At 74.6% G+C, this 13911-nt stretch carries 6 protein-coding genes; 4 read left to right on the plus strand and 2 right to left on the minus strand.

Annotated elements, in window-relative coordinates; all coding sequences use genetic code 11:
- Positions 1 to 138 precede the first annotated feature (138 nt).
- The 4 genes from GA0070617_RS06440 to purE all read left to right on the plus strand — a co-directional run bounded on the left by GA0070617_RS06440 (position 139) and on the right by purE (position 6845).
- Entirely contained in the window at positions 139 to 2643 is a 2505-nt protein-coding gene (locus tag GA0070617_RS06440; protein ID WP_244891699.1) for a putative bifunctional diguanylate cyclase/phosphodiesterase, read from the plus strand.
- Positions 2644 to 2765: 122 nt separating this feature from the next.
- On the plus strand, positions 2766 to 4904 hold the full coding sequence (locus GA0070617_RS06445; protein ID WP_091434876.1) for a thioredoxin domain-containing protein: 2139 nt from the start codon (positions 2766 to 2768) through the stop codon (positions 4902 to 4904).
- Positions 4905 to 5149: 245 nt separating this feature from the next.
- Complete coding sequence (locus GA0070617_RS06450) at positions 5150 to 6313, plus strand: 5-(carboxyamino)imidazole ribonucleotide synthase (RefSeq protein ID WP_091434878.1); 1164 nt, start codon at positions 5150 to 5152, stop codon at positions 6311 to 6313.
- A gap of 61 nt (positions 6314 to 6374) precedes the next feature.
- On the plus strand, positions 6375 to 6845 hold the full coding sequence (gene purE / locus GA0070617_RS06455) for a 5-(carboxyamino)imidazole ribonucleotide mutase (RefSeq protein ID WP_091445990.1): 471 nt from the start codon (positions 6375 to 6377) through the stop codon (positions 6843 to 6845).
- Between the two features lie 140 nt (positions 6846 to 6985).
- Here purE and GA0070617_RS06460 read toward each other — a convergent pair whose 3' ends face one another.
- Both GA0070617_RS06460 and GA0070617_RS06465 read right to left on the minus strand, forming a co-directional pair.
- Positions 6986 to 12082, minus strand: a complete 5097-nt coding sequence (locus tag GA0070617_RS06460) for an SCO7613 C-terminal domain-containing membrane protein (RefSeq protein ID WP_229688127.1) — start codon at positions 12080 to 12082, stop codon at positions 6986 to 6988.
- 304 nt (positions 12083 to 12386) lie between these two features.
- The gene (locus GA0070617_RS06465) at positions 12387 to 13814 is read right to left on the minus strand and encodes a UDP-glucose dehydrogenase family protein (RefSeq protein ID WP_091434879.1); all 1428 of its coding nucleotides are present in this window, start codon (positions 13812 to 13814) and stop codon (positions 12387 to 12389) included.
- Positions 13815 to 13911: the final 97 nt, after the last annotated feature.

The following is a 13911-nucleotide window of genomic DNA, read 5'->3' on the forward strand; positions in this document are numbered from 1 at the left end:
CCGGGGGACCAGACGTTCCCCGAGCCGTGCGCGGAAGGGGGCGCCGATGAAGGTCACCGCACCGGTCGCCCGTGGTGCCCGCCACCGGCCGACCGACGGAGGCGTCCGGTGATCCCCGGCCGGGCCGGCGAGGATCCGATCGACCGGCTCGGGTGGCGCGGCACACCGACGCGCGTACTGCTGCTCACCGGCGCGGTCCTGCTGACCGCGCTGGCAGCCGCCGTGGTCGGATTGACCCTGCCCGCCCGCCTGCCTGCCGACGACCCGCTACCGGGTCCCGCCCGCTTCGGCCTCGCGGTGGCCGCCTTCGCGGTGGCCCAGCTGGCCCGGCTGCGCTTCCGCACCACAGCGGGCATGGTGAGCATCACCTGGGGCGAGGCCGCCCTGATCGTCTGCCTCTACCTGGTACCGGCCGGCTGGCTGCCCGCCGCCGCGCTGCTCGGCACCGGACTCGCCTGGTGGGCGATGTCCATCGCCGGGGACCGTCAACCGACGCTGGAGATCGTCCGCATCGCGGCCTCGTTGGCCGCGGCGACCGCGCTGGCCGCCTCGGTCGCCACCACCCTGGGTCGGCCCCTGCTCGCCGCCCCCACGCCCGGGCTGGCGCTCGCCCTGGTCGCCGGGTCGGTGACGTACCTGCTGGTGACGGCCTGGCTCGGCGGGGTGATGCTGGGGCTGCGACACAGCGTGCCGATCGGCACCCCGCTGCTGGCCGCGCTCCGCGGCAAGCTGTTGATGTTCGTCGGCAACATCGCCGTCGGCCTGGTCGTGGTCGCCCTGATGGAGATCGACCCGCGCTGGCTGCTGCTGCTCCCGCCACCACTGTGGCTGCTCCAGCAGACCTACCGGCACCGGCTGCGCTCCGATCAGGAACGTCGTACCTGGCGGGCCTTTGCCGAGGCCACCGCCGCACTCAACCAGCTGGAGGAGCGGGGGGTGGCCACCGCCGCGGTCACCGGCGCGCTCAACCTGTTCGGCGCGGAGACGGTCGAGGTGGACGTGGCCCGCCCGGACGGCCACTGGCGACGTTACCGGTGCGACGTGGGTGGCCAGGTGACCGAGCTGGACGCCGACCCGCCGACCGGTCACGAGCCCGGTGAACACGAGCTGCTCCGCCGGCTCGGCGTCGGCTCGACCGAGGTCGGCGAGCTACGGCTGCGTTTTCCCCGCTCGGCACCGCCGGAGGCCCGGGAACGGGACGCCCTCGCCGCCTTCGGTGACGCGCTGGCCGCGGCCCTGCACGACGCGGCGACCCACCGGGAGCTGCGGCGGGTCACCGAACGCTCGTCGTACGAGGCGGTGCACGATCCGCTCACCGGACGGCTGAACCGGACGGCCATGCTCAGCCGGGGCGACCAGGCGCTGCGCCAGTTGGCCCACGAGCACCCGGTGGCGCTGCTGCTGCTCGACATCAACCAGTTCAAAGAGGTCAACGACACCCTCGGGCACGCCGCCGGTGACCAGCTGCTGCGGCTGACCGCCGACCGGCTGGAGGCCCTGGTCCGCCCCGGTGACCTGCTCGGGCGGCTCGGCGGCGACGAGTTCGCGCTGCTGGTGACCTCTGTCCCGGTGGTCGGCGACCGGGCCGCCCCGAGCGCGTACGCGCTGCGCCGGGCCCGGGAGATCGCCGAACGACTCGCCGCCCCGACCGAGGTGGCCGGGGTGCGGATGTCCGTCGAGGTCTCGGTGGGGGTGGTGGTGACCGCCGCCGGCACCGCCGACCTGACCGAACTGCTGCGCCGGGCCGACATCGCGATGTACCAGGCCAAGGGCAGCGGCGGCAGCATCGTCGCGTACGACAGCGCCCGGGACGCCGCCAGCACCGACCAGCTCGCCCTCCTCGCCGAGCTACGGGAGGCCCTCGCCGCCGACGACCAGCTGGTGCTGGCCCTGCAACCGGCCGTCGACCTGACCACCGGGGCACCGACCGGGGTGGAGGCGCTGATCCGCTGGCACCACCCGCGCCGGGGCTGGCTCAACCCGGTGGAGTTCATCCGCCCGGTGGAGCTCAGCGAGCAGCTCGGCACCTTCACCCGGTACGTCCTCGACAAGGCGCTGGCGGTGGCGGCCGGCTGGGCCCGGGAGGGGGTGGACGTACCCATCTCGGTCAACCTGTCGGCGCGTAGCCTGCTGGACCCCCGGCTGCCGGCCGACATCGCCGACCTGCTGCGTCGCCACCAGGTGCCGGCGCACCGGCTGGTGCTGGAGATCACCGAGACGGTGGTGATGAGCGAGCTGGAGATCATCGACGAGGTGCTGGCCACGCTGCGGGCGATGGGTGTGCAGCTCGCCGTGGACGACTTCGGCACCGGCTTCTCGTCGTTGACCTTCCTGACCCGGATCACCGTGGACGAGCTGAAGGTGGACCGCTCGTTCGTGCTCCGGATGGCCGACTCGCCCGAGGCGGCGGCCATCGTACGGACCACCGTCGGGCTCGCCCACGAGCTGGGGCTGCGGGTGGTGGCCGAGGGCGTGGAGACCGCCGAGCAGCGCCTCGCCCTGACCGAGCTGGGCTGCACGGCGGCCCAGGGCTACCACTTCTTCAAGCCGATGCCGGCCGACAAGATCAGCGCGGTACTCGGCTCGATGATCGACACGAGCCGCCCCACCGTCGTCCCGCTCCGCGCCGACGGCGCCTCCTGACCGCTGCGCGCCCGGCGGGGCCTCCCAGGCGCTGCGCCGATGGGGCCTTCTGGGCGCTGCGCGCCGGGCGTGGGCTTTCATGGGCGCTGCGCGCCGGGCGTGGGGCTGGGTAGGGTCGTCGGGTGAACCGACTCGTCGACGCCACCAGCCCGTACCTGCTCCAGCACGCCGACAACCCGGTGGACTGGTGGCCCTGGTGTGACGAGGCGTTCGCCGAGGCCAGGCACCGGGACGTGCCGGTGCTGATCTCGGTGGGCTACGCGGCCTGCCACTGGTGTCATGTGATGGCCCACGAATCGTTCGAGGACGAGGCGGTCGGTGCCCTGCTCAACGAGGGCTTCGTGGCGATCAAGGTGGACCGGGAGGAACGCCCCGACGTCGACGCCGTCTACATGACCGCCACCCAGGCGATGACCGGGCAGGGCGGCTGGCCGATGACCGTCTTCGCCACGCCGGACGGTACCCCGTTCTTCTGCGGCACCTACTTCCCGAAGGCCAACTTCGTCCGGCTGCTGGAGTCGGTGGGCACGGCCTGGCGGGAGCAGCGGGACGCCGTACTCCAGCAGGGGGCCGCGGTGGTCGAGGCGATCGGCGGCGCGCAGGCCGTCGGAGGTCCCACCGCGCCGCTCACCGCCGACCTGCTCGACGCCGCCGCCGGTCAGCTTGCCAAGGAGTACGACCGCCAGCACGGCGGTTTCGGCGGGGCGCCCAAGTTCCCGCCGCACCTGAACCTGCTCTTCCTGCTCCGGCACCACCAGCGCACCGGGTCCGCCGAGAGCCTGGAGATCGTCCGGCACACCTGCGAGGCGATGGCCCGGGGCGGCCTGCACGACCAGCTCGCCGGCGGTTTCGCCAGGTACTCGGTGGACGCGCACTGGACGGTGCCGCACTTCGAGAAGATGCTCTACGACAACGCCCTGCTGCTGCGGGTCTACACCCAGCTCTGGCGGCTCACCGGTGACCCGCTGGCCAAGCGGGTGGCCCGGGACACCGCCCGGTTCCTCGCCGACGAGCTGCACCGCCCCGGTCAGGGCTTCGCCTCCGCGCTGGACGCCGACACCGACGGCGTGGAGGGGCTCACCTACGCCTGGACGCCCGCTCAGCTCGTCGAGGTGCTGGGCGAGGAGGACGGGCGGTGGGCCGCCGACCTCTTCGCGGTCACCGAAGCCGGCACCTTCGAACACGGCACCAGCGTGCTGCGGCTGGCCCGGGACGTCGACGACGCCGACCCGACGGTACGGGGGCGCTGGCAGCGGGTGGTCCGGCAGCTGCTGGCCGCCCGGGACACCCGCCCGCAACCGGCCCGCGACGACAAGGTGGTGGCCGCCTGGAACGGCCTGGCGATCACCGCGCTCGCCGAGTTCGTCCGCCTCGTCGAGGCCGAGGTAACCGCCGGCCCGCCTGGTGGTCCGGCGTCGCCCGGTGAGCGGGCCGGGGCTGACGATGGCACCGATGCCGCCGACCGTGCTGCTGACGCGGCCGGTGCCGCCGGGGTCGCGGGGGCCGGTGACGACAACCTGCTGGCGGGGGTGACCATCGTCGCCGACGGGGCGATGCGCGACGCCGCCGAACACCTGGCCCGGGTGCACGTCGTCGACGGCCGGCTGCGCCGGGTCTCCCGCGACGGCGTGGTCGGCGAGCCGGCCGGGGTGCTGGAGGACTACGGCTGCGTCGCCGAGGCGTTCTGCGCGATGCACCAGCTCACCGGTGAGGGGCGCTGGCTGGAGCTGGCCGGGCAGCTGCTGGACACCGCCCTGGCCCGCTTCGCCGCCCCCGGTGGCGGCTTCTACGACACCGCCGACGACGCCGAGCAACTCGTCGCCCGGCCGGCCGACCCGACCGACAACGCCACCCCGTCCGGTCGGTCGGCGATCGCGGCGGCGCTGGTGACGTACTCGGCGCTGACCGGCGAGACCCGCTACCGGGAGGCCGCCGAGGCCGCCCTGGCCACCATCGCCCCGATCGCCGCCCGGCACGCCCGCTTCACCGGGTACGCGACCACGGTGGGAGAGGCACTGCTCTCCGGGCCGTACGAGATCGCGGTGGCCACCACCGACCCGGCCGCCGACCCGCTGGTCGCCGCCGCGTTCCGGCACGCCCCACCCGGGGCGGTACTGGTCGCCGGCCTCCCGGACCAGCCCGGGGTGCCGCTGCTGGCCGACCGCCCGACACGCGACGGCCAGCCCACCGCGTACGTCTGCCGGGGTTTCGTCTGCCAACGTCCCGTCACCACCGTCCCCGACCTCCTCACCCAGCTGTAAGGAAGGGCCCCCTGTTAACGCCTGCGGTAGAGAAGGGTCCCCTTCTTACCGCCCGACCGACCGCCCGTCCGGCGCGGCCCCGTCCGGCGCGGCCCCGTCCGGCGCGGCCCCGTCCGGCGCGGCCCCGTCCGGCGCGGCCCGTCCGGCGCGGCCCGTCCGGCGCGGCGCGGTCTGGCGTGATGCGGACTGCGGGGGCGGGGGGCGAGAGGGGGGTACCGGAGCGCGCGGTTAGGCTGGCGGCCGAGATGGATACCCGAACCGGTCTGCCTGTTGTCGGCATGGTGGGGGGCGGCCAGCTGGCCCGGATGACCCACCAGGCCGCGATCGCCCTCGGTCAGTCGCTGCGCGTGCTCGCGCAGTCGCCCGACGATGGTGCCGCCCTGGTCGCCGCCGACGTGCAGTACGGCGACCACACCGACCTCGCCGCGCTGCGTACCTTCGCCAAGAGCTGCGACGTGGTCACCTTCGACCACGAGCACGTGCCGACGGAGCACATCCGGCTGCTCGCCGCCGAGGGGGTGAAGCTCTTTCCGCCGGCTGACGCCCTGCTGCACGCGCAGGACAAGCGGATCATGCGGGAACGCCTCGGCGCGCTGGGCGCGCCGAACCCGGTGTGGCAGCCGGTCACCGAGCCGGCCGACCTCGTCGCCTTCGGCACCGAGCAGGGCTGGCCGGTGGTGCTCAAGGCCGCCCGGGGCGGGTATGACGGCCGGGGCGTCTGGCTGGTCGACGACGCCGCACAGGCAACCGAGCTGGCCGGCACCCTGCTGGCCGGCGGGACCCGGCTGATCGTCGAGGAGCGGGTACGGCTGCGCCGCGAGCTGGCCGTGCAGGTGGCCCGCTCGCCGTTCGGCCAGGTGGCGGCGTACCCGGTGGTGGAGACCGTGCAGGTCGACGGCGTCTGCGTCGAGGTGCTGGCCCCGGCCCCCGGGTTGGCCGAGGAGGTGGCGGTCGCCGCCCAGCAGCTCGCCATCGACCTGGCCACCGCGCTCGGGGTGGTCGGCCTGCTCGCGGTGGAGCTCTTCGAGACCCCGACCGGCCTGGTCGTCAACGAGCTGGCGATGCGACCGCACAACTCGGGGCACTGGACCATCGAGGGGGCCCGGACCTCGCAGTTCGAGCAGCACCTGCGGGCGGTCCTGGACTACCCGATGGGGGACACCGCGCTGACCGCCCCGGTGGTGGTGATGGCGAACGTGCTCGGTGGTGAGCCGGGTGGGATCTCCGTCGACGAGCGGTTGCACCACCTCTTCGCCGCCGAGCCAGGGGCCAAGGTCCACCTGTACGGCAAGCAGGTGCGTCCCGGTCGCAAGATCGGGCACGTGACGGTGCTCGGTGACGAGCTCGACGACGTACGGGCGCGGGCCGCGCGGGCCGCCCGCTGGCTGCGAGAGGGAACCAGTGAGTGAGCTTGCCAACGTCGGGGTCGCCGACGAGGGACTGCCGACCGCCAGTACGGTCGGACTGATCATGGGCAGCGACTCGGACTGGCCGACGATGCGGGCCGCCGCCGAGGCGCTTGACGAGTTCGGGGTCGCCTACGAGGTGCACGTGATCTCGGCGCACCGGACCCCGGTCAAGATGATCGAGTACGGCCGGGCCGCCGCTGACCGGGGGATCAAGGTGATCATCGCCGGGGCGGGTGGCGCGGCGGCCCTGCCCGGCATGGTCGCCTCGGTGACCCCGCTGCCGGTGATCGGCGTACCGGTGCCGTTGAAGCATCTCGATGGGATGGACTCGCTGCTGTCGATCGTGCAGATGCCCGCCGGGGTGCCGGTGGCCACCGTCTCCATCGGCAACGCCCGCAACGCCGGCCTGCTCGCGGTACGCATCCTGGCCGCCGCCGACCGGGCCCTGCTGGACCGGATGGCGACCTACCAGGCAGACCTGGAGCAGTTGGTCGCCGAGAAGGACGCCACCCTGCGCGCCTCCCTGGCCTGACCCCACCCGCCCCACCCTGCCTTTCGCACGGCCCTGCCTTCCGCACTGCCTCGGCTTCGCGTCGGGCTGGCCTCCGGCTGGTGAGAGGGGTACCCCGCTATACCGAAAGCGTTAACAGGGGGCCCTTCCTTACACCCTCATCAGCGCATGCCGCGTAGGGCGGTCTGGAGGCGTTCCTGGGCGCGGCGGCGGCGTTCGTTGCTCGCGCCCAGGACCAGTAGCACCAGTCCGACCGGGATCAGCACCAGCCACGGGCCGAGGCTGAACAACGCGTGCAGTGCGGCGATCGCGGTCACCACCGCCCCGATGATCACCGGTGCCTGCTGCTGACTGGTCGAGCCGAAGACCAGCACGGCCACCGCGCCGAGCAGCAGCAGCACCTGGCGCATCAGGCTGGTGTCGGTGGCCAGCACGATCGCCAGGGTGGGTACGAAGGCGGCGACCAGCGCCGGACCGTACGCCACCCAGCTGCTCAGGTCCGCCCGCTGCCGCAGCTCCAGGAGCCCGACCAGGAGGGCGAGCAGGGCGAACGGCAGGGTGTACGCCTCCGGCAGGGCCACGTCGGCGACCCGCATCAGGATCCACCAGGCGGTGATCTCGCAGAGCACCACCGCCCAGAACAGGATGCGCCGTTCCGTCGGCCGGCGGCCGGGCCTGGTGGCCGCCACTCCGAGGACCGCGCCCCAGGCGGCGAGCAGGCCGGCGATGTGCCGGGGCGAGTCGAAGGCCAGGGCCAGCGCGATGAGTGCCGCGGCGAACCCGCTCCACTCGACGGTGGCCGCCTCGCGCTGCGCCTCGGGGCGACGCAACCGGGGCAGGGTCACCGCGAGCACCTGCAGGGCCGCCCCCACCGCCAGCACCCCGAACGCGGACCAGACCGCCGGGAAGCCGGCGGCCAGCCCGAGGGTGAGCACGAAGAGTTGGGCCTTGAGCGAGGCGAAGAGCCAGCCCAGGATCCGGGCCCGTCCGGTGGTGCCGAAGATGGCCGCGACCAGGCCTACCGCCGCGCCGCCGCCGAGGACGAACAACGTCAGCTCCTGGGTGGCCAGTCCGGCCGCCAGTCCGGCGCCGCCGGCGGCCAGCCCGAGGCCGAACACCAGCACCCGGGCCCACCGCAGCGAGCGGGCCCGCTCGGCGGGCGGCGGCGGTGGGGTCAGCGCCAGGCCGAGCATCGAGATGGTGAAGACCGCGAGTCCGGCCAACGCGCTGGCCGGCCAGGGCTGTCCGAGGGCGATCGGCGCGATCAGCAGCGTGACGCCGATCCCGGGCAGGATCACCGGTACGGCCCGGGACCGGCGTCCGTCGCTGAAGCCGACGGCGGCCAGTGCGGCGGTGACGGTGAGCAGCAGCGTGGTCAGCACGTGGGTCGGGTCGGCGGCGGCCGGCGGCACGCTGAGCAGCTCCGGTGGTGGCCCCTGCCAGGTCGCCGACAGCGTCCGGTACGGCTGCGCCAACGCCATCACCAGGGCCGGCCCGATCGAGTAGAGCGCCAGCAGGATCGGCACCGTGGCGGCGGCGAGCGCCCCGGCGGCGGGGCTGACCCGCCAGCGCAGCACCGGATCGTCCGGGTCCCGGCGCAGCGACCCGTCGAACCGGACCGACCAGCGGCGGACCGGCCGGGCCGACTCGGCAGGTGGTGCGGTGGCCGCGCGGAGCAGTTCGGCGAGTACCCCGAGCAGCGCCGCGGCGGCGGCGTACACGCCGACGGGCAGGCCGACGGGGATCGCCGCCAGCGCGGTGACCGTCGCACCACCGGCGACCGCGCCGCTGCCGTACGGCAGGTACTGCGGCACCCGGTCGCGGACCGTGCCCAACGCGACCAGCCCGAGGCTGGTCGCGGCCAGCGCCGAGGTGAGGATGACCTGGGGCGAGCGACCGAACTCGGCGGCCAGCGCGGCGACCGCGCCAGGGGTGGCCAGCAGGGCGGCACCGGCGGCGGCACCGCCGATCTGGACCAGGTGCGGCGGCATGCCCTCGGTCGTCAGGTCGTTCACCTGCCAACTGGCCTGGACCCGGGCCACCACGGCGACCGCCACACCGAGCAGCACGATGCTGCCCAGGGCGAGGGCGGTGGTCCACGGCCGGACCAGCCCGGCGCCGGCCGCGTACAGGCAGAGCAGGCCGGCCAGCAGCGCCCGGGAGAGCCCGGCCCGGGGGTCCACGGTGGCCACCGCGGCCATCGCGAAACCGGTGGCGACCATAATGCCGACCAGGACCGGCGACCACCACGGCAACCCGAAGGCAGCCGGTACGGCGATCGTGGCGAGCACGGCCGCGCCGCCCGACACGTCGTACCGCCAGGGCGGTGGTAGCAGCACCGCGGCGGCGACCGCCAGCAGCGCCAGCGCGACCGGCGCCTGCCAGGTCGAACCGCCGGTCGGCGCGGCCGGCCAGTTGGTCAGGTCACCGGACCAGATCGGGCCCGGCGTGGCCAGCACCCCGAACCCGCCGCGCACCGCCGACCAGCCGGCGAGCACGCCGATCAGGACGCCGCCGACGGCCACCCCGAGGATGGGGCCCCGTCGCCACTCCACCGGCATCGCCCGGGCGGCGACCGCGATCACCAGGACCAGCACGGCGGCGACCACGAGCTGACCACCCGGGGTGAGCACCGCCGCGATCCGGACCATGGTGGCGACCAGCGTCGTGGTCACCGCGGCGAGGGCGAGGTCGGCACCGTCCACCGAGGCGTCGGAACGGCGACTCGCGTCGATCGACGGGGCGAGGACCACCAGGGCCGTGGTGGCCAGCACCAGTACGCCCACCCACAGGTCGGCCGCGGTTCGCCCGGGTGCCACCACCGCGGTGGCGCCGACGACCAGGGCGCCCAGTCCGGCGCCGGCGGCCAGGGGTGTGGGGATGTGCCGCTGGGACACCTGGACCACCGCGGCGTAGCCGAGGGTGACACAGACCGCCAGGAAGCTGGCGGCCAGCACCGGCACGGTCATCTCCCGCACGCTCGCCGGGGTCGGCGTGGGATCGACGACGATGTTGGCGGCGACGAACGCGGCGACCGACCCGGGCAGGGCGAACGCCGCACCGCCGGCGGCCCACGCGGCGACCGTTCCGGTGCCGGCCGGGGTCATCCGGTAGCGCGGGGCCAACGCCACCGCGATGCCGGCCAGGCAGAGCGCCAGCAACACCGCGCTGGTCAGCCCCGGTCGGGCCAGCGACGCCCCGGCGCCCGCCGCGCCCACGACGGCCGCGGTGACCACGTGTGCCAGCGCGGACCGCTCCGTCGTGGTGCTCAGCCCGAGCGCCCCGATGCCGACCGCCGCCAGCACCATCGGCCAGGGCGCGGCCGACCAACCCAGACCGAAGGCCGCCGGTACGGCCAGCGCGGTCAACGCCGCCCCCACCACGGCGAACTCCCGGCGGATCGGCACCGGCAGGGCCAGTACGGCGGCCACCGTCAGCAGCAGCGCGGCGGCCGGCAGCTGCCAGGCGGCCGGGCCGACGGCGGCGGCCAGCTCACCGGGGTACCGGTCCAGGTCGGCCGCCCAGGCCGGCAGGGCGGCGCGGACCGGTGCGAGGCCGGCGCGTACCGCGTCGACGGCGACCAGGACGCCGCAGACCGTCAGCGCCGCGGCCGAGGCGAGCTGCGGGCCGCGCCGGGCCGCCTCGGGTACCGCCCGCACGGCGAGCCCGGTCAGCGCGATCACCGCCGCGATCAGCAGGACCGCCCGGCCGGGCAGGGCCACCGCGGCCACCCGGCTGAACGCGGCGATCACCGCGAGCGTGACGATGCCCGCGCCGAGGTCCGGCAGCGGCGGCTGGCGCAGGGTCAGGGTGCCGGCCAGGCAGACCACCGCGGCCAGCAGCAGCGCCATCCCGGCCCCGGCGGCGGCCGGCACCGTGTCGGCGCGCAACAGGCCGGTGACCGCGTACGCCAGCGCCACCGCGATCGCGACGCCGTGCAGCGTGAAGGTCAACTCCCGCAGCCCCGGTACCGGTCGGGCCGGGCCGGTGGTCACCCGGGGGCGGGTGGGCCCGGCCCCGAGGACCTCGCCGGTCTCCTCCTGCGCCGTCTCGGGGCGGCCCTCGGTCGGCATCGTCAGCGGTGGGTACCGGTCGGCGAGGTCCTGGCGTACGGGTCGTTCGACGGTCAGCGGGGACCGGGCCAGCCAGAGGTCCACCGCGGCGACCACGGTCAGCACCAGCGCCCAGCCCACCGGCCCGCTGATCCAGTCGTACGCCAGCAGTGGCACCACCGGTTGCGCGGCCAGCACGGTGGTGAAACGCGGCACCCGCAGCCCGGTCCACCGCGCGTACGCCAGGCTGCCCCCGGCGGTGCCGCCGAGGACCAGGGCGGCGAAGAGCGCGCCGGAGACGGCGCCGGAGCCGATCCGGTCCACGGCCCAGAGGGCGTACCCGGCCAGCGGCAGCAGGAGCAGCCCGACCGCCGCGATGGTCTCGGCGGTGGAGGTGAGGCCCCGGTGGGCCAGTACCGGCGGCGCGAGCAGCATCAGCACCGTGGCGACCAGCAGCACCCCGAGCCGGCCCAGCGCCCCCATCGAGCTGGTCCCCAGCACCGCGAAGACCACCGCGGCCACCCCGAGCACCAACGCGCTCAACCCGAGGGGGATGTTCTGTACCTCCCGGGAGGAGGCCTCCGGCGGGTGCTCCGGGTCGTCGGCGTCCAGCCAGGTGGCCCGGGACAGCGGCGGGTCCTCCGGTGGGGGCGCGACCGTGGGGCCCTGCCGGGGCACCCGTGGGGGCGTACCCGGGCTTCTGGTGCCGGTGGTCTCCGTCGTCGGGCCGGCGGTCGGTGCCCCGGCCTGCTGGGGCACCCGCCCCGCTCCGCCGGTGGGTGTATCGGTCCTGCCGGGGGACGTGTTGCGCCCGCCGGGCGACGTCCCACCGGTCCGGGGTGGCGTGCCGACCGGCCCGGCGGCGGCACCGCTCGTGCCGGCCTTACCGCTCGTGCCGGCTCTGTGGGCCCTGCCGGTGGTGCCGCCCGCCCGGCCGCGCCGGACCCGCCGCGGCCGGACGCCCTGCTTGCCCGGTTGTTCACCGGCGTGCGCGAGGATGTCCCGCTGGAAGAGCGCGGCCTGCATCTTCTGGGCGATCTGCCGCTGTTCGGCGGCGATGGCGGCCTCCCGGGCCTTCATCTCCGCGATCGACCGCTCCACCTCCGCCAGGTGCCCGGCCCACTGTGGCTGGTCGGCCCCGCAGTGCGGGCAGTGGGCGGCGGCTTTGATCTCCCTGCCGCACGAGGAGCACTGAAAGGTCTGCACGACACCCCTCCACCCGGCTGGCCCGCACTGTGGACTTCCACTGTCGCAGCATGCCAAACCCGGCGCTGATCTCGACACCCGTCGCCGCGTGGTCGATCGGAATCCTTCGTCCCCGGCCACGCCCCCTCTCCCGGGAGAGGGCACGCCCCTCCCGGGAGAGGGCACGCCCCTCCCGGGAGAGGCGAAGCCTCCCTCTCGGGGAAGGCACGCCAGAAAGCAGGAAGTAGTGGCCTCACCAGGGGGTGAGACCACTACTTCCAGGAAACAGCCGCCCAGACCCTGGGGGAGCGGGGCGGGGCAGGTTTCAGGGGCGGCCGAGGCCCCGGTACTCCCAGCCGGCCTGGGTCCAGAGGGCGGAGTCGAGGCAGTTGCGACCGTCGACGACCCGCCGTCCGTTCACCAACTCGCCGAGGACGATCGGGTCGGCGTTGCGGAAGTCGGCCCACTCGGTGAGCACACAGACCAGGTCGGCACCGGTGACGGCGTCGGTCATGCTGTGCTCGTAGCTCAGCTCCGGCACCGCCCGGCGGGCGTTCTCGATCCCCTGCGGGTCGAAGACGTGCACGTCCGCGCCGGCCTTCTGCAGCAGCGCGGCGACCGACAGGGCGGGGGCGTCCCGGACGTCGTCGGTGTTGGGCTTGAAGGTGGCCCCGAGCACCGCGATCCGGGTCCCGGAGAGGTCCGGGCCCGCCGGGCCGGCGCGGCGACCGAGCAGGTCGGCGGCGAGATGCAGGACCCGGGTACGCCGACGCAGGTTGATCAGGTCGACCTCGTGCAGGAACCGCAGCGCCTCCCCGGCGCCCAGCTCCTGGGCCCGCGCCTGGAAGGCCCGGATGTCCTTGGGCAGGCAGGCCCCGCCGAAGCCGAGCCCGGCCTGGAGGAAGCGGTTGCCGATCCGGGGGTCGTACCCGATGGCCCGGGCCAGCTGGGTGACGTCGCCGCCGGAGGCCTCGCAGACCTCGGCCATCGCGTTGATGAAGGAGATCTTGGTGGCCAGGAAGGCGTTCGCGGCGACCTTTACCAGCTCGGCGGTGGCGAAGTCGGTGACCACCAGGGGCACCTCGCGGTCCTCGGTGGCGGCCAGGTCGAAGACCCCCTTGTGGGCGGCGTAGAGCATGCCGTTGGCCCACTCGCTCTTGACCCCGACCACGATCCGGTTGGGGCGCAGCACGTCGTCGACGGCGAAGCCCTCCTGGAGGAACTCCGGGCTCCACGCCACCTCGACGCCGAGGTCATCCGGGGTGTGCTTGCCGACCAGCTGCTCGACCCACTCGGCGGTGCCCACCGGCACCGTCGACTTGCCGACGATCAGGGCCTTGCGGGTCAGGTGCTGGGCCAGGCCGGTCACCGACGCCTCGACGTACGACAGGTCGGCGCCCATGCCGTCGGCGCGCTGCGGGGTGCCCACGCAGATGAAGTGCACGTCACCGAAGTCGGCGGTCTCGGCGATGTCGGTGCTGAACCGCAGCCGGCCGGCGGCCAGGTTGCGCTTGAGCAGCTCGTCCAGGCCGGGCTCGTGGATCGGCACGTCACCGGCGTTGAGCTTGGCGATCTTGTCGGCGTCGACGTCGAAACCGAGCACCTCGTAGCCGAGTTCGGCGTAGCAGATGGCGTAGGTCGCGCCCAGGTACCCGGTGCCGAGGAAGGTCACCCGGGGCCGGGACGCGCCGGACGGCGGTGTCACCGCGGCGATCGCCGGCATCGGCTGGGTGTTCGGGTACGGGATCGTCACGCCTGTCTTCTCCGCTCGCACTGGCGGCGCTTGGTTTGCGTCGCGTTCGGCTGGGCGCCTGTCCGGGGCACCAAGAAAGTTGTGGATCGTGGTGGGG

The sequence above is a fragment of the Micromonospora yangpuensis genome (assembly GCF_900091615.1).
Taxonomy (GTDB): Bacteria; Actinomycetota; Actinomycetes; order Mycobacteriales; family Micromonosporaceae; genus Micromonospora; species Micromonospora yangpuensis.

Bases quoted from the DNA above. Each gene is read 5' to 3' on its own strand.
- GA0070617_RS06450 (WP_091434878.1), top strand. From the start codon at position 5,150: ATGGATACCCGAACCGGTCTGCCTGTTGTCGGCATGGTGGGGGGCGGC.
- purE (WP_091445990.1), top strand. From the start codon at position 6,375: ATGGGCAGCGACTCGGACTGGCCGACGATGCGGGCCGCCGCCGAGGCG.